This window comes from Rhodoferax sp. ZS1R8 (genome assembly GCF_056521325.1).
Genome location: NZ_JBWMBA010000002.1, coordinates 385,502 through 402,998, shown reverse-complemented (window position 1 = coordinate 402,998; position 17,497 = coordinate 385,502). Strand labels below are relative to the sequence as shown.

The 17,497-nt window shown below is 61.2% G+C and carries 13 protein-coding genes and 1 CRISPR repeat array (1 of these 14 only partly in view); of the genes, 2 read left to right on the top strand and 11 right to left on the bottom strand.

Going from position 1 to position 17,497, the window contains the following annotated elements; translation table 11 throughout:
• Window positions 1-1,834: direct repeats of the CRISPR family, unit length 37 nt; unit sequence GGTTCGCCCGTCAGTGATGATGGGCGTGGATTGAAAC; it reaches 1,422 nt to the left of the window's first position.
• Window positions 1,835-1,898: 64 nt separating this feature from the next.
• The 11 genes from moeA to AC097P_RS07875 form a co-directional block, all read right to left on the bottom strand.
• Entirely contained in the window at window positions 1,899-3,167 is a 1,269-nt protein-coding gene (gene moeA / locus AC097P_RS07925) for a molybdopterin molybdotransferase MoeA (protein ID WP_479609849.1), read from the bottom strand.
• Window positions 3,164-3,853, bottom strand: a complete 690-nt coding sequence (gene mobA, locus AC097P_RS07920; RefSeq protein WP_479609848.1) for a molybdenum cofactor guanylyltransferase MobA — start codon at window positions 3,851-3,853, stop codon at window positions 3,164-3,166. Before mobA ends, moeA begins: the two co-directional genes overlap by 4 nt.
• Window positions 3,840-4,688, bottom strand: coding sequence for an ABC transporter substrate-binding protein (locus AC097P_RS07915; RefSeq protein WP_479609847.1), 849 nt, complete (start codon window positions 4,686-4,688; stop codon window positions 3,840-3,842). Before AC097P_RS07915 ends, mobA begins: the two co-directional genes overlap by 14 nt.
• Window positions 4,685-5,392 (bottom strand): ATP-binding cassette domain-containing protein, encoded by a 708-nt coding sequence (locus AC097P_RS07910; RefSeq protein ID WP_479609846.1) that lies wholly within the window; start codon window positions 5,390-5,392, stop codon window positions 4,685-4,687. Before AC097P_RS07910 ends, AC097P_RS07915 begins: the two co-directional genes overlap by 4 nt.
• A 1-nt stretch (window position 5,393) precedes the next feature.
• On the bottom strand, window positions 5,394-6,131 hold the full coding sequence (locus tag AC097P_RS07905; protein ID WP_479609845.1) for an ABC transporter permease: 738 nt from the start codon (window positions 6,129-6,131) through the stop codon (window positions 5,394-5,396).
• Window positions 6,128-6,988: a formate dehydrogenase accessory sulfurtransferase FdhD gene (locus AC097P_RS07900; protein WP_479609844.1), complete on the bottom strand. Its 861-nt coding sequence runs from the start codon at window positions 6,986-6,988 to the stop codon at window positions 6,128-6,130. Before AC097P_RS07900 ends, AC097P_RS07905 begins: the two co-directional genes overlap by 4 nt.
• A gap of 12 nt (window positions 6,989-7,000) precedes the next feature.
• A complete protein-coding gene (gene fdhF / locus AC097P_RS07895; protein ID WP_479609843.1) occupies window positions 7,001-9,937 on the bottom strand; it encodes a formate dehydrogenase subunit alpha in 2,937 nt (978 codons plus the stop codon).
• Window positions 9,934-11,826, bottom strand: coding sequence for an NADH-ubiquinone oxidoreductase-F iron-sulfur binding region domain-containing protein (locus tag AC097P_RS07890; protein WP_479609842.1), 1,893 nt, complete (start codon window positions 11,824-11,826; stop codon window positions 9,934-9,936). Before AC097P_RS07890 ends, fdhF begins: the two co-directional genes overlap by 4 nt.
• Window positions 11,827-11,850: 24 nt before the next feature.
• The gene (locus AC097P_RS07885; protein WP_479609841.1) at window positions 11,851-13,479 is read right to left on the bottom strand and encodes an OFA family MFS transporter; all 1,629 of its coding nucleotides are present in this window, start codon (window positions 13,477-13,479) and stop codon (window positions 11,851-11,853) included.
• A 161-nt stretch (window positions 13,480-13,640) separates the two neighbouring features.
• Window positions 13,641-15,182 carry a methyl-accepting chemotaxis protein gene (locus AC097P_RS07880; protein ID WP_479609840.1) on the bottom strand — a complete coding sequence of 514 codons (1,542 nt, stop codon included), beginning with the start codon at window positions 15,180-15,182 and terminating at the stop codon, window positions 13,641-13,643.
• Between the two features lie 45 nt (window positions 15,183-15,227).
• The gene (locus AC097P_RS07875) at window positions 15,228-16,178 is read right to left on the bottom strand and encodes a LysR family transcriptional regulator (RefSeq protein WP_479609839.1); all 951 of its coding nucleotides are present in this window, start codon (window positions 16,176-16,178) and stop codon (window positions 15,228-15,230) included.
• 83 nt (window positions 16,179-16,261) lie between these two features.
• Here AC097P_RS07875 and AC097P_RS07870 point away from each other — a divergent pair, with 83 nt between their 5' ends.
• Together AC097P_RS07870 and AC097P_RS07865 are read left to right on the top strand one after the other, a co-directional pair.
• Entirely contained in the window at window positions 16,262-16,765 is a 504-nt protein-coding gene (locus tag AC097P_RS07870) for a nuclear transport factor 2 family protein (protein WP_479609838.1), read from the top strand.
• A 56-nt stretch (window positions 16,766-16,821) separates the two neighbouring features.
• Entirely contained in the window at window positions 16,822-17,412 is a 591-nt protein-coding gene (locus AC097P_RS07865; RefSeq protein ID WP_479609837.1) for a VOC family protein, read from the top strand.
• The last annotated feature ends 85 nt before the right edge of the window (window positions 17,413-17,497 follow it).

Genomic DNA, 17,497 nt, shown 5'->3' with positions numbered 1-17,497 from the left:
TTCTTGCAGTGGTTCGCCCGTCAGTGATGATGGGCGTGGATTGAAACACCGCAAGAATCACAGCGTCTGCGGGCTGCACAAGGTTCGCCCGTCAGTGATGATGGGCGTGGATTGAAACTGCGCAAGGTCAAGACGAGCCTAGAGCGGACGCTGGTTCGCCCGTCAGTGATGATGGGCGTGGATTGAAACATTGCAAATTGCGACGTTGTGCATACGGGACGGCTGGTTCGCCCGTCAGTGATGATGGGCGTGGATTGAAACAAAAGTAACTCCGCGCATACCCCAGTCGCCAAGCAGGTTCGCCCGTCAGTGATGATGGGCGTGGATTGAAACTTGCTTATGGCTACTTGATGCACCTGAAAATGCTGGTTCGCCCGTCAGTGATGATGGGCGTGGATTGCAACCCGTTCGGGTACACAATCACTTTGGCGGGCACACCGGTTCGCCCGTCAGTGATGATGGGCGTGGATTGAAACTTCACAGCAAGTTCGTAATACGCGGGTTTCAGCTGGTTCGCCCGTCAGTGATGATGGGCGTGGATTGAAACAGCTAGACGCTTGCATATCTCCACCGCGAGGGCGGTTCGCCCGTCAGTGATGATGGGCGTGGATTGAAACAGGCGCGATATCTTCCGGCGCGGCTGTGGGCTTCTGGTTCGCCCGTCAGTGATGATGGGCGTGGATTGAAACTCTACATTCACCGGCAACGCCACGCGGATGGATAAGGTTCGCCCGTCAGTGATGATGGGCGTGGATTGAAACAGATTTACTGACATTGGATATTCCTTTAAGTGGAGGTTCGCCCGTCAGTGATGATGGGCGTGGATTGAAACATCTGTGCGGCCAAGGTGTCGAATATCTGGCCGAGGTTCGCCCGTCAGTGATGATGGGCGTGGATTGAAACCAGTGTCCCACTGCTTGCTTGGTTGTCCCTAGGGCGGTTCGCCCGTCAGTGATGATGGGCGTGGATTGAAACTCCTTTGGTTAACTGGAAAGCCCGAAGGCTTAGGGGTTCGCCCGTCAGTGATGATGGGCGTGGATTGAAACAACGTCGGGCAGGACGTTGCCGCAGTCAAACGCGGGTTCGCCCGTCAGTGATGATGGGCGTGGATTGAAACTGGCTGTGCGCAAGCATGACGCCGCCCAGCAGCGCGGTTCGCCCGTCAGTGATGATGGGCGTGGATTGAAACATGGTAGCTAAGGACAAGGAAAACGGCGGCGCGATGGTTCGCCCGTCAGTGATGATGGGCGTGGATTGAAACGTTTTCTAGCTAGCTCTGCGTCAAGTCTTGCCCAAGGGTTCGCCCGTCAGTGATGATGGGCGTGGATTGAAACACCTCAAAGCGCGACGAGGCATACGCATACGCCGGTTCGCCCGTCAGTGATGATGGGCGTGGATTGAAACATGACTACAGGCCCGCAACAATCAGAGACGCATCGGTTCGCCCGTCAGTGATGATGGGCGTGGATTGAAACCATTAGTCATGACACCGAGCACGCGACCCGACGCGGTTCGCCCGTCAGTGATGATGGGCGTGGATTGAAACTGGTTTCTAACGCCTGCGACCGTTAACTGGTATCGGTTCGCCCGTCAGTGATGATGGGCGTGGATTGAAACTTGAGCGCATAGAGTCGAAACGCAGCGTTCAGGACGGTTCGCCCGTCAGTGATGATGGGCGTGGATTGAAACAAAAAATATCACCGGGAAGTTGCTATCGAAATGGTAGGTTCGCCCGTCAGTGATGATGGGCGTGGATTGAAACCAGACGAAAGCCTTATTGCAGCTTGTGACAGGGCGGGTTCGCCCCTCAGTGATGATGGGCGTGGATTGAAAGGCCAGAAAAGACTCATCAGATGGTCGCCTCGACGAACGCGGCAAAGCCACAAGCGTGGGGGCCTTCAGATCACTCCCTGGAACATCATCACATCCACTAGGTCGCCCGCAGCCACGTGGCCTTGGGCGTGGTGCAAGACGATCAGGCCGTTGGCCTGCACCATGGAGCTGAGCACGCCCGAGCCCTGGTTGCCAGTGGTGCGCACCTGCAGACGGCCATCCGGCGCTGTGCTGACGATGCCGCGCTGGTATTCGGTGCGGCCGGCTTTCTTGCGCAAAGGCTGTTCGCTATGGGCTTGCAGCAGCGGCAAGGGCTGGGGCCGCGCACCCATCATCTGCAACAGCGCCGGCCGTATCAGCGTCAAGAACGTGACCATCACCGCAACCGGGTTGCCCGGCATGCCAAACAGCACGGTGTTGCCAATGCGGCCCACGGCAAAGGGCCTGCCGGGGCGCATGGCGATGCGCCAGAAGGCCACGTCGCCCAGCTTGGCCATCATGCCCTTGGTGAAATCGGCCTCGCCGACGCTGACACCACCGCTGCTCAAAATCACATCGGCCTGCGCGGCGGCGCTGCGAAACGCGGCCTCCAGCGCGGCCGGCTCGTCGCGCACCACGCCCAGCTCGATGACCTCGCAACCCAGGCGGTCGAGCAGGCTGGTGACGGTGTAGCGGTTGCTGTCGAACACTGCCCCCTCGCGCAGCGGCTCGCCCACCGACTGCACCTCGTCACCGGTGGACAAATAGGCCACGCGCGGGCGCCGTGTAATCGGCAAAGTTTGCAGACCCAAACTTGCTGCCAGCCCAAGCGCAGCGGGCGTGAGCAGCTCTCCTTTTGGTAGCGCTACGCCACCCTGCTGCAGGTCTTCACCACGCAGGCGGCGGTTGTCACCCGGTCTCAAAATGTCGGCGGGAATGTGCACCACGTCACCCTCTTGGCGTGTGAACTCCTGCGGCACCACGGTATCCAGGCCACCCGGCAGGATGGCACCGGTCATCACCTTCAGACATTCGCCCGCGGCCACCGTGCCCACCCAGGCCTTGCCGGCCAATGCGGTGCCGACAGTGCGCAGGGCCAGCGGCTGGCCAGGCTGCAGAAGCACGCCGCTGAAGGCAAATCCGTCCATTGCCGAGTTGTCGTGGGCGGGCACCGAGATGGGCGACACCACATCCTGCGCCAGCACACGGCCCGTACATTGGCGAAGCGGCAATGTTTCCACGCCCTGCACCGGCGCCACCAGCTTGTCGATGAATGCGTTGGCGTCGTCCATCCTCAGGGCCTGCGGATCGTAGCCCTGCAGGGAGCGGGCAATGTCGTCCAGAGAAGTCGTCATATGTTTTCCAGCAGACGCAACTCGTCCAGCGTGTTGGCGTTGGCAAACGCGTGCGGGTCGTCGCCCGTCAGATTAAAGGGCACTTGGATCACACGGTGCTGCACGGTCCAGGCGTCGACCTTGCGGCCACCGCCGTCCAGAAATTCGGTCAGGCTGCCCAGCAGGCACGCCTTCATCAAACAAAAAACCGGCTGGCTGCGCAGGCTGACTTGGCCGTCACGTCCGGCCTCAGGTGCCTGCACCACGGCGATGTCGGCCTGGGCAGCATTCAGCGCGGCCAGCAGGCGCTGGGCCAGGTCCAGTGGGAACAGCGGGCTGTCGCAGGGCACGGTCAGCAGCAGCGGGCTGGTGCACAGGTCCAGCCCGGCCTGAAAACCGGCCAGCGGGCCGGAGAAATCCTGCACGCGGTCGGCAAACACGCGGACCCGGCCAGTGCCCCAGGCGGACTCGCCCAAGGCCAGGTAATCGTCGAGGTTGCGGTTGGCGTTGATCAGCACACTATGCAGTGGTCCGCCCTGCTGGGCAGCCAGGCGCTGCAGCGCATGCTGGGCCATGGGTTGGCCGCGGAAGGGCTGCAGGCCCTTGTCCACGCCGCCCATGCGCAGCCCGCGCCCGCCGGCCAACACCAGTGCGGTGATGTCACTCAGCGCAAGGGCAAAGGTTGTCGAAGTTTCAGGGATTGGCATTGGGGAAGAATAACTGCTCGCCGCCCATTTTGTAGCTGGCGATCACACCCTGCCCTGCGCTGGACGTGACCCACTCCACAAACTTGGCCGCACCGGCGGCATTGACGTGCGGGTGTTTGGCCGGGTTGACCGGCAGCACACCGTACTGGTTGAACAGCTGCTTGTCGCCCTCCACCAGCACGGCCAAGTCGGCGCGGTTGCGGAAGTTAAGCCAGGTGCCGCGGTCGGTCAGCACATAGGCGCCGGTGGAGGCCGCCATGTTGAGCGCCGGGCCCATGCCGCAGCCGCACTCTTTGTACTCTTTGAATGTGGCGAACTTGGGCGCGTCGATGCCTGCGAGCTTCCAGTAGCGCAGTTCGGCGGCGTGGGTGCCGCTGCGGTCACCGCGCGAGACAAAGCCCGCTGGCCCCGCCGCCGCCTTTTGGAAGGCCGACACGATGTCCTTGCCGCGCACGCGGGCCGGGTCGTTGGTGGGCCCCACCAGTACGAAATCGTTGTACATGACCGGCAGGCGCTTGGTGGCAAACCCCTCTTGCACCAGCTTTTCCTCGGCCGCCTGATCGTGCACAAACAGCACATCCGCATCGCCGCGGCGGCCCATGTCGATGGCCTGGCCGGTGCCCACGGCCACCACCTTCACGTCCAGACCCGTGGCTGCCTTGAAGGCTGGCAGCAGATGCGCAAACAGGCCCGACTGCTCGGTGGACGTGGTGGATGCCATGACCAGTGACTGGGCGGACGCGATACCGGACGCCATGCCGACCGCTACGAAAATAATAGCTGCCCACGCGCTCTGCACGAGGGCTTGCGGCCAACTTGCTTTAAAGACTCTCATGAAATAGCTTCTCCTTTTACAAAATGGGCTGCTGCGGCCGAATGGGCCTGCAAGCGGTCCTGGTCAAAAAATTCTGCCACCGGCAGATCAGCCAGCACACGCCCCTGCTCCAGGTACAAGACCCTTGTGGCCAGGCGCTTGACCTGACCCAGGTTGTGGCTGGCAAACACAGTGGTGCCGCCATAGGCCTGAACCGTGGCCTCCACCAGGCGCTTGGAATGCGGGTCCAGGCTGGCGGTAGGCTCGTCCAGCAACAGCACCTCGGGCTCCAGCGCCAGCGCGCGCGCCAACGCCACACGCTGGGTTTGCCCCACCGACAGCTGGCGGCCACTGCGCGCCGCTACGCTGTGCAGGCCTGCATGGGCCAAGGCCTCCAGTGCCGCTTGGCGGGCCGCTTGCCAATCGCTGCCGCGCAGCCACAGCGCCAGGGCCAGGTTGTTCTGCACTGACAAGCGCAGCAAGACGGGCCGCTGGAACAGCATGGCCTGTTTCAAACCCGTCTGGCGTTGTGCCGTGCCAGCGCTCGGCACCAACAAGCCGTGCAGCACGCGCAGCAAGGTGGATTTGCCGCTGCCATTGACACCCACCAGTGCCACGCGCTCACCCGTGTCAATGCGCAGCGACACGCCGTCCAACGCCGCCGGTGCGCCCCGCGTGGAGGCCAGCACCACCTGCACGCCATCGAGTTGGTAGAGCATCGCCATGTTAAGACGCCCCTTGCGAACGGGCCGCCACCGGCACGGCATGGGCGGAACCCATCCAGACCCGCAAGCCGGCAATCAGCATTTGCAGCGCCAGCACCACAGCCAGCAGCACCAGCCCCAGGCCCATGGCCAGCGGCAAATCGCCCTTGCTGGTTTCCAGCGCGATGGCCGTTGTCATGACGCGGGTGAAGCCATCGATATTGCCGCCCACCAGCATGACTGCGCCCACCTCCGCAATGGCGCGGCCAAACGCTGCCAGCGCCACGGTCAGCAGGGCACTGCGTTCATCCCAAGCCAGCAGCACACCGGTCAGGCGTGGCCCGGCACCCAGTGAGCGCAGCTGTTCGCCGTGCGCGGTGTGCGCGTCTTCCACCACCTGGCGCACGAGGGCCACCACAATGGGCAGCACCAGCACGGTCTGCGCCAGCAACATGGCCTTGAACGAATACAACCAGCCCAGGTAGCCCAGCGGGCCGGAGCGAGACAGCAGCAGGTAGACCACCAGCCCCACCACCACAGAAGGCAACGACAACAATGTATTGAGCACGGCCAGCAGCACGGTGCGCCCGGCAAAGCGGCTGACGGCCAGCCAAGAGCCCAGCACGCTTCCGATCACAAACGCGATGGCGGTGGCGCTGGCGCTGAGCGTCAGCGAGCGCGTGACGATGGATAGCAGCATGGGGTCTGCGGCCACCACCAACTGCCAGGCGGCCTGTGCGCTGTCCCCCAGAGAACTCAAACGGGTGCCTCAACGGTTTCGGCGATGGCGACGGTATCCAGTTGCAGGCGCTGCGGCGCGCTGAAACACAAAAAGCGTTTATTAAGCGCACGGCCAATGGCACACAGGCCCAAACTCTGCGCCACGGCATGGCCCATCTGCGTCATGCCGCTGCGCGAGATGACGACCGCGATGCCCATCTGCGCGGCCTTCATGACCATTTCACTCGTCAGGCGGCCAGTTGTATAGAACACCAGGCCTTCTGTAACCAAGGGCGTTGGCCCCAGGGCCTGCAGCGCCATCCACCCGGCGATGGCGTCAATGGCGTTGTGACGTCCCACATCTTCGACAAACAGCAGCCGCTCCTCGCCGCGAAACAACGCACAACCGTGTACCGAACCCGCCGACTTGTAGGTACTGTCCTGCAGGCGGATGGTGTTGACGATGGCGTAAATCTGCGAGCGGGTCACCGTGGTGGCAGGCAGTTGCACACCTTCAATGTGCTCCATCACCTCACCAAACAGACTCCCCTGGCCGCAGCCAGTGGTAACCACGCGCTTGGCCGTTTTTTTTGCGATATCGACAATGCCGGTCCGGGTCTTCACCGCGGCTGCGCCCACCTCCCAATCCACGGTGATCGACGCAATAGCGCTGGCATCCGGCACCAGGCGCTGGTTCAGCAGGTAGCCCAGCACCAGCCACTCCGGCCGCTCGCCCAGCGTCATCAGCGTGACCAGCTCGCGCTTGTCCACATAGACGGTCAAGGGCCGCTCGGCCGGGATGTCCAAGTCCTGGCGCTCGCCGTGCTCGTTGGTCACCTCAATGCGGTGCGTCAGTGGCGCACGGGCTTGGGTGAGCAAGGGCAAGGTGTGAGACATGGTGGCTACAGCTTACTGCGTTGGTGCCGGTGCGGGTGCCGGGTTCGCACCATAGCCACTCACGGCGGAAGGTACACCGCCTCGGCGTATGGCCACAGCGCAGTACTTGAACTCGGGGATCTTGCCAAACGGGTCCAGCGCGGCATTGGTCATCAGGTTGGCGGCCGCCTCGTAATAGGCAAAGGGAATGAACACCGCCCCCTTGGGCGTGCCGTCGTCCCGACGCACGTGAATAGCCACGCGCCCGCGGCGCGATTCCACCGTAATCACATCGCCCGGTTGCAGGCCCAGGGCTTGCAGATCGTCACCGCACAGGGAGGCGGTAGCTAGAGGCTCCAGCGCGTCCAACACCGTGGCGCGGCGCGTCATGCTGCCGGTGTGCCAATGCTCCAGCTGGCGGCCGGTGATCAGCACGAACGGAAACGCAGCGTCGGGCCGCTCGTTCGCCGGGATGATGTCGGCGGGCACCAAATGCACGCGGCCGTCTTCGGTGGCAAAGCTGTCGATGAACACCGTGGGCGCGCCGGGATCATCCGCGCTCAGGCACGGGTAAGTTACGCTGGACTCGCGCTGCAGGCGCTCCCAGGTGATGCCGGAGATGGCGGTGTGCATGGCCTGGCGCATCTCTTCATAGACTTCAGCCACGCCATCGCTTTCGCCCTGGTAGCCATAGGCCCAGGGACGCACGCCATCAGGCAACGGCGTGTTCAGCGACGGCGTATGGGGGCTCAAACGTTCTGCGATCTGCTGAATGATCCACAGATCCGGTTTGGCTTGGCCCGGCGGCTCAATCGCTTTTTTACCCAACTGCACCATGCGGTCGGTGTTGCTAACGGTGCCGTCCTTCTCGGGCCAGGCGGTGGCGGGCAGCACCACATCTGCCAGCCAGGCGGTCTCCGTCATGAAAATGTCTTGCACCACCAGGTGCTTCAGCGATGCCAGCGCGTGTCGCGCATGGTTCAGGTCGGGGTCGCTCATCGCAGGGTTCTCACCCATGATGTACATGCCATGCACCTTGTGCGGATCGCTGTCATCCACCAGCGCCTTGTGCATGATTTCCACAACCGTGTAGCCCGGCTGGTTGTCCAGCTTCATGCCCCAAAAATCCTCAAACCAATCGTGTGCAGCCTTGTCGGTCACGCGCTGGTAGTTGGGGTACATCATCGGGATGAGGCCCGCATCACTCGCACCCTGCACGTTGTTCTGGCCGCGCAGCGGGTGCAGGCCAGAGCCGGGCTTGCCGATCTGGCCGGTCACCGTCACCAGGGCAATCAGGCAGCGTGCGTTGTCCGTGCCATGCACATGCTGGCTGATGCCCATACCCCACAAAATCATCGCGCCCTTCGCCTTGGCAAACTCCCGTGCGACCTCGCGGATGGTCTGTGCGGGAATGCCGCAAATGGGCTCCATGGCCTCGGGGCTGTAGCCCTTGACGTTCTCGCGCAGCGCCTCGAAATTGCTGGCGCGTTTTGCGATGAAGTCCTGGTCGGTCAGGCCCTCTTCAATCACGGTGTGGATCATGGCGTTAAGCATGGCCACATCGGTGTCGGCCTTGAACTGCAGCGTGCGCCAGGCGTGTTTGCCAATATCGGTGATGCGCGGGTCGGCCAGCACAATTTTGGCGCCCTTTTTGGCAGCGTTCTTCATCCACGTAGCGGCCACCGGGTGGTTGGACGTGGGATTGGAGCCGATCACAAAGATCAGGTCCGAATGCTCCACGTCGTTAACCTGGTTGCTGACCGCGCCAGAGCCCACGCCTTCCAGCAAGGCCGCGACGCTGGACGCATGGCACAGGCGGGTGCAATGGTCCACGTTGTTGCTGCCAAAGCCGGTACGCACCAGTTTCTGGAACAGGTAAGCCTCTTCGTTGCTGCCCTTGGCCGAGCCAAAGCCGGCCAGCGCCTTCTTGCCGTAGGTGTCGCGCAGGTTTTGCAAGCCTCCGGCCGAGAAGGCCAGAGCCTCTTCCCAGGTTGCTTCGCGGAACACATCGGACCAATCCGACGTATTGCGGTTCAGGTGGTTCAGTGCCTCGGGGTCTTTGGGCACACCGGCCTTGCGGATCAGCGGCACGGTCAGGCGCTGCGGGCTGGCCGCATAGTCAAATCCAAAGCGCCCTTTCACACACAGGCGGTTGTGGTTGGCCGGGCCATCGCGGCCGTCGACACTGACGATGACGTTGTCTTTGACGTTGTAGGTCAACAGGCAACCCACACCGCAGAACGGGCAGACCGAGTCCACTTTTTTGTCGACGATTTGCGAGCCGACCTGCGTTTTGGGCATCAGCGCGCCGGTAGGACAGGCTTGCACACATTCACCGCAGGCCACGCAGGTACTGTCACCCATGGGGTCGTTCAGGTCAAACACGATCTCGCTGTGGCTGCCGCGCAGTGCGTAGCCAATCACGTCGTTGACCTGCTCTTCGCGGCAGGCGCGTACGCAGCGGTTGCATTGGATGCAGGCATCCAGATTCACGGCCATCGCGGGGTGGGACACATCGGCCTTGGGCTGTTCGCGGCGCAGGGCCTTGAGTTCGGGGCGCACCTGCACATCCAAGCGCGCGGCCCAGTCGCTCAGCTCGCCGTGCTGCTGCGATTCGTCTTTCTCATTCCATTTGTAGCCGGTGTCGGGCATGTCGGAGAGCAGCATCTCCAGCACCATCTTCTGGCTCTTGACGGCGCGCTCGCTGGTGGCTTGGACTTCCATGCCTGCGGTGACGTTGCGGCAGCAGCTAGGGGCCAGCGTGCGCTCACCCTTGATCTCGACCACGCAGGCACGGCAGTTGCCGTCGGCGCGCAGGCCGTCCTTGTAGCAAAGGTGGGGGATGCAGACGCCGCTGCGCTCTGCGGCTTTCAAAATGGACTCGCCGTCGAAGGCTTCGACCGGCTTCCCGTCGAGAAGGAAAGTGATTATTTGAGGCGTCACTTCAACGTGTTTTGCAGGTGCGTTCATATGGATGTAGCCCCCACGCTTGTCACTCCGTGTACTGCGCTGCCCCCCATGGGGGCCTTCGCGCCTAGGGGCGGCCCGTCGCCGCTCATACCAATCTCCTGCGGAAAGTATTTCTGCACGCAACGCACCGGGTTGGGCGCGGCCTGGCCCAGGCCGCAAATGGATGCATCGGTCATCACCACATTCAGGTCTTCCAGTGTGGTGTTGTCCCACACCGGGGCTTTCATCAGTTTGGCGGCCTTGGCCGTACCCACGCGGCAAGGTGTGCACTGGCCGCAACTCTCATGGGCAAAGAAACGCATCATGTTCAGCGCCGCATCGCGGGCCTTGTCATGCTGGCCCAGCACAATGACGGCAGCCGAGCCGATGAAGCCGCCGTGCGGTTGCAGTGTGTCAAAGTCCAGCGGCACATTGGCATGGCTGGCCGGGAAAATACCGCCCGATGCACCACCGGGCAGGTAGGCGTACAGCGTGTGGCCGTCTTGCATGCCGCCGCAGTATTCGTCGATAAGCTCTTGTGCGGTGATACCCGCAGGTGCCAGCTTGACGCCAGGGAACTTGACGCGACCGCTGACACTGAAGCTGCGCAGGCCCTTGCGCCCGTTGCGTCCAAAGCCGCTGAACCAGTCCGGGCCTTTTTCCACAATGTCACGCACCCAGTACAGGGTTTCAAAGTTGTGTTCCAGCGTGGGGCGGCCAAACAGGCCGACCTGGGCGATGTAGGGCGGGCGCATGCGCGGCTCGCCGCGCTTGCCTTCGATACTCTCGATCATTGCGGACTCTTCACCGCAGATGTAGGCCCCTGCGCCACGGCGCAATTCGATGGTTGGCAACGGGCATGGCGGGTTGGCCCGCAACAGGGCCAGCTCGGCCTCCAGAATGGCGCGGCAGCCGTGGTATTCGTCGCGCAGGTAGATGTAGCAGGCCTCGATGCCCACCACCTGGGCGGCAATCAGCAGGCCCTCCAAAAAGCGGTGCGGGTCGCGCTCCAGGTAGGTGCGGTCCTTGAAGGTGCCGGGTTCGCCTTCATCAATATTCACCGCCATCAGCTTGGGGGCCGGCTGGTCGCGCACGATGCGCCACTTGCGCCCCGCCGGGAAACCCGCACCGCCCAAACCACGCAGGCCCGAGTTCTCCATCGCTTTGACAACGCTCTCCGCATCGTGTTCGCCATTGACCAGGGCCGCAGCCAAAGAATAGCCACCATGGGCACGGTAGGTGTCGTAACCGGCGTAATCAGGTGCAACCTGCACGGCATGCGCCGGTGGTGACACCGGTTTCTCCGACCATTCATGCGCTACAAAATGTGTAGCTGCATGTGCAGCAGGGTGGAGGGCTACAGCTGATTTTACCAATGACACTACGGTTTCTGCGGTGGCCATTGGCACCGGGTTCTGGTGCACTACCGCGACGGGTGCCTGCTCGCAGCGGCCCAAACAGGGCGCGGGTATGACACGCACATCCTCCGTGCCCAACAAAGCCGGCAGGCGCGCTAGCAAGTCCTGCGCTCCAGCCATCTCGCAACTCAAACCATCGCATACCCGCACCGTCAACTGCGCGGGTATCGCATCACCCTTCAACACTTCAAAGTGGTGGTAAAAGGTTGCGACCTCGTAGACCTCGGCCATGGGGATGTTCATCTCCTTGGCAAGGGCCACCAGGTGCCTGTCGTGCAGGCAGCGGTGGGCGTCGTTGAGTTTGTGCAAGTGTTCGATCAACAAGTCACGCCGGTGCGGGCCCGTGCCCAGCAAAGCCTTTACCTCGGCCAGCGCGTCATCATCGGCCTGCCGTCCTTTGAGCTTGCTTTTGCGGCGGATGCGGTCGCGCATATCGTCCACCGTGGCCAGAGCCACGACGGGAATATGCGGTGCGAGAACGGGTGCAGTCATGGCGTTCCTGTGGAATCTAATGATTTAAGCAAAGAATTTGGCGACGCTTTGCAGCGTGCGGTACACGCCCCATGCCAGTGGCAGGCCAACGGCCAGCCAGGCAAAGGCTACCATCCAGGCAGGTATCGCATCTGCGCCGCCAGTGCTGACGCCGACTTCCGTTGCCGCAGCGCGTTCATGCGCCAGCTTTTTCTCTGCTGCCAGTTCGGCATCCGTCATAAACCACTTGCTGTCCAATGGACGCACCAGCAGGTTGCAGACCAGGCCAATCACCAACATACCAACGAGGATGTACATGGTCTGGTTGTAAACCTGCTCACGCGGGATGCCCAGGCCCAGCTGGTATTCACGCATGTAGTTCACAACCACAGGACCCAACACACCAGCCGTAGCCCAGGCGGTCAACAGGCGGCCGTGGATGGCGCCCACCATCTGCGTGCCAAAAATGTCGGCCAGGTAGGCCGGCACCGTGGCAAAGCCGCCACCGTACATGCTCAAGATCACACAGAATGCGCCAACAAACAGCACGATGCTGCCACCTGCAGCGCTGCCGGGTACGCTGAAGTACATCAGGCCACCCAGCACAAAGAACACGATGTAGGTGATCTTGCGGCCCAGCTTGTCGGACAGGCTGGCCCAAAAGAATCTACCACCGATGTTGAACAGGCTCAGCAGTGCGGTGAAGCCGGCGGCCACGGTGGCAATCGCAGCCAACTGGGTTTTGTCGAGCGCACCAAACTTGGCCTGAACGCCGATCAAACTGCCACCGAAAACCTCTTGCAACATGGGCGAGGACATGCCGATCACGCCGATACCTGCACTCACGTTCATGCACAGCACCATCCAGATCAGCCAGAACTGGGGGATGCCCCAGACCTTTTTCACATGCACATGCTTTTGCGTGATCATGGCATTGTTCACCTGGGCGGGTGGCGGTGTCCAGCCAGCGGGCTTCCAGCCGGTCTCGGGCACGCGGTAGCCAAAGGCACCTGCCATCATGAAAACAAAGTAGATCAAAGCCATGACAACAAACGTCTGCATCACGCCCACACTGGTGGGACTGGCAAAGTACTTCATCAGGTCAGCTGCCAACGGCGAGCCGATCATCGCACCGCCACCAAAACCCATGATCGCCATGCCGGTGGCCATACCCCGGCGGTCCGGGAACCATTTGATCAGCGTGGACACCGGCGATATATAGCCCAGTCCCAAACCAATACCCCCGATGACGCCAGAGCCAAGGATCATCATCCAAAACTGGTGCAAATAGATGCCTAGCGCCGAGATCAGCATGCCGCCGCACCAACAGACGGCAGAGACCACACCTGCCTTGCGCGGACCCACACGCTCCAGCCAACCGCCCCACACGGCAGCGCTGGAACCCAAAATCACAAAGAACATGGTGTACATCCAGCCGAGCGTGGAGATTTGCCAATCACAACTGGTGGTGAAGAGCTGCGCAAAGAAGCCCACATCGGGACCGCATTTGATCGCTTCCTTGAGGCCTAGCGCCTTGGACAGTGGCAACCAGAACACCGAGAAGCCGTAGGCCATGCCGATGCACAGGTGGATGGCCAGCGCAGCCGGTGGAACCAACCACCGATTGAAACCAGGTCCGGCAATGATCCGTTCCTTGTCGAGGATTCCTGACATGTTTTTGTCTCCTTGTTTTCGGATTTGCGGCAAATACAGCTACTCCAACGCTTTACCGTTACCTAGTGTTACAGGTCTATCAGGAACAATCCAATTGAATCGAAACATGCCAACATTCAAAAACTAAATGCCGCATTGCAGCACTCGAAATGATGCTGTTATTAATGTGTTTTAAATGTATCGACTGCGACGGCCAAGGTGGCTGCCTCGTCGCGCATGCGCGCCGCGGAAGCAGCGGCTTGCTCTACCAACGCTGCGTTCTGTTGTGTCATCTGCTCAATTTTGGAGACGCTGTTGTTGACGCTCTCAATGCCTTCGCGCTGCTCTTGGCTAGCGTTGGCAATGCCGTCAATGAAAGTCTCTACTTCTGCGATCGAGCCCGTAATGTGTTCCATGGCGAGGCGCGCCTTCGCAACCAATGCGCTGCCCGTCTCGACGCTGGTTACCGACGCCGTAATCAATGCCTTGATTTCATTTGCGGACTTGGAAGACCTCTGCGCCAGGCTCCGAACCTCCGATGCAACCACCGCGAACCCGCGGCCCTGCTCTCCGGCGCGGGCCGCTTCGACCGCTGCATTCAAGGCGAGAATATTCGTCTGAAACGCGATACCTTCGATCAGCCCGATGATGTCATTAATCTTGCGCGCGCTGGCCGTTATCTCTCCCATGGTATTCACGACGTTACCCACCACTTCCTCCCCAGATTGGGCTACTTTGGCTACCGAAGAAACCAAGGTATTGAGCTGCGCAGCCTGATCAGCCGTTTGCGCAACAGTAGCCGTCAACTGGTGTATGGCCGAGGCAGCCGAATTGACTTCGTTGGCTTGTTTTTCGGTACGGCCGGCCAGATTGCCATTGCCGTCTGCAATGGCATGGGTCCCATCGGTCACGATTTTTGCGGAACGGCGAACATTGCCGATCAGCCCTGCCAGACCCACGTTGATGCTATTTAAAGCTAAGAGCATTTGCCCGATGTCGTCGCCCGATCCTACGTGCACTTGTGCCATCAGGTCACCCGCTGCGGTGCGTTGTGCGGCCTTTCGCCCTGCAGCCAAAGGTGTCGTCACGTTTTTGCGCATAAGAAAATACGTGCTGCTCCACAACCCAATGAGCATTCCGACGGCCAGCGCCGCTTCCCAAATATTGCCCAGCCTTCCCACAACAGCCAGCAAGAGCACTTGCAAAAACCCGCAAATCAGCGCGACCTTGCATGCCATAGAGGCAGCCAAGCCCATGCCGGGTGAATCGGTAACGTCTAATCCCACAAACAAAATGCCAACTACTTCGCCCCCCTTGTCCAGCAGCGGCACATAGTGGGACACGTACTGCCTTCCGAAAATCGCGACGTAGCCTTCATGCGGTTTTGCATGAAGCGCATCGTCATAGGCAGGTTGCGAGCGGTCTAGCGGAGTACCTATTGCGCGTTCTCCATCTTGTTTGCGTACCGAAGTGGTGACACGGATGAAGTCATCCCCGTCGCGAGCAAAAACGGTTGCTACGAAACCACTACGGCGAGAAACTTCATCAGTCACCGAAAAATCTAGATTGAGCGCTCGGTTGCCGCTGCGCAGTACGGCTACTTGACGACCATTGATTGGCACAGTCTGTCGGCGGTCCAGCGTGTACGGACCGGGCGTCATCGCGACAAACCGTCGACTCGCGGAGCGTACCTGTCTTACAGGGTTGGTAAATATGGACATCACGGTCCTTTCGGTGAGGGTGAACTGGCTAGTTGAATGCGTTTCACGTTAGCTTTGTGCTACCAGCAATCCGCTGTGCGTAGCAGCATGGCGGAGCCAGTGCCCGTCTTCTGCCAGTGCCAGGGCCGCCTCCATGGCGCGGGAGGCACGGGCCTGCGCATGGCGCATAAACCCTATTGGCGTGCGAACCTGGGGGCTGATCAGCGGAAGAGCTTCCAGTTCACGGTAGCCGCGTACGGCCGCCACCAAGGCCCCGGGCATCACGCTACAGACTTGACCTGCGACTACGCTCAGCGCCATGGTAAGTATGGAGTTGGTTTCAATGATGGCGGTGACCGTACACCCCACGCTGGCAAAGGCCGCATTGACAATGGTGCGGTTATGCATCTCCGGAGTCAGTAAGCACAGAGGCTGCTGCGCTGCAACCTGCCAGCTGATAGGCTCCCCCAACTGCAGCTCTTGCAAGTGCGGCACGGCAGCGCGGCGGAGCAGAAAATAGTGCTCGATGTACTGCGGCATAGCCTGCAGCTTGACACCCCCATGGCCCATGCGTTCGGTATAGCCCAATCCGAGATCGATGGACAGATTGTCGAGTCTCGTCTCCAACTCCGATGAGCTGAGCGAAAGCACCACCGGCATGATGGCAGGGTGTCGCGCCTGCAGCATGGCTGCAAACCGCGCCGCAATCGGCACCGCTGTCGGCACAGCCCCGACTACCAAGCCGCCGGCCGGGCTGTGCGCCGTGCTTTTCAGGGAATGCTGAAGCACCTGTTGCTCGCGCAGCATGCGCTGACCGGCAGCCAACACTAGCTCACCCTCGGGCGTAAGGCCGGCAAACGTGCGACCCCTGCGCACGATGACGACGTCGTATTCTTCTTCCAAGGCCCGAAGGGCGTTAGAGAGCGCAGGTTGCGTGATATGGCAAGCCTCGGCCGCACGCGCGAAGTGCCGGTGCTCGTTGAGCGCGACCAGATACTTCATCGAGGACAGCAAATTCATGTCATTTCTTCCAACAGGGGTCGGCTCGCCGATTATGCGGTCTACCCATCACAGCGCTTGCTAGCGATAATTGGAGCACTAGCATGTCCAACTACAAACTACCCACCATGTCGCTCACGATCGTCCAACGCGGCGTCGCCATCGCTACCTGCGCTGTGATTTTGTCAGGGCTTATAGCCTGCAGCGTGACCGTCACGTCGACCCAGGACGCACAGACCAGAGACATTGCCCAGCTGACGCGCCAGGCAGATGCTTGGGACAAGGCTATCGTGCGAAAAGACCGTGCTGCCATCGAAGCGAACATGGCGGACGACTTCCGCCAGATCGATGGCGACGCCGATATCGAAACCAAAGCCTCGTTCGTGACCGGCGTAGTCTCGCCCAAGCTGACTATCAACCCGTATACGGTCGAAGATTTTGAGGTGCGCTTGTACGGTGACGTGGCGCTGTTGAGTGGGCGCACGCAGATGACCGGAAGCTACGACGGCAAGCCATTCGCGTCGCATTACCGCTACATCGACATCTACGTGCGATCCAACGGGGAGTGGAAAATTGCCAGCGTGCAAATCACCAAGATGCCCAAGTAGACTGACTTTATCTCTACGGTCTTACGGGGTTTGCGCCCGCGGAAGGAGCCTCTTGCATGATTGAAGCCTTGCGCTCAGTGCGCTACGGCGTACCAGACCTGGCACTGGCAGAGCGCTGGTACAGCCAGTTGTTGGACGTACAGCCCTACCAGCGTACCGATTCCGTGCTGCGCTACTGCGTCAATAGCACGTGGCTGGAACTGGTGGAGATGCAGGGCGACGGCCCACCCGGCCTGCTGGTTTACTGGGGCGTGGACAGCCTGGCCAACGAACTGCTGCGGCTGCACGCCGTGGGTATCACCCCACAGACACCCCCAACGGTGATGGACTCGGGCGACACCCCCACCGCGGCGTTTGCCGATCCCTTTGGCCACACCGTCTGCCTGGTTGAAGTCAACGACCCCGACGTGCAACGGGCCCGCGCCCACCGGGCTGCCGAAAAGATCGCTCTGCGCAACGTGCGTGCCGCGCTGGACGACCTGGATGCAGAGGACCGCCAACAACGCAAGGCAACGGTGCTGGTACTGGCCCTCGTGGTGCTGGTCGTGCTGGGGCTGTTCGTTGGCGGGTTGGTGTTCAAAAAGATGATGCCCAACAAGCCACCTCCAGAAGAACGGATGGTGGTGCCACTTTCGGGAAAAAAATAGCGCTGTGAGGATACTCGTAGGCCATCAATTGGGTCTCTGAGGCTTTTACAAACCGGGTCAATCCGGTACAGTCAGGGGCAAAAGA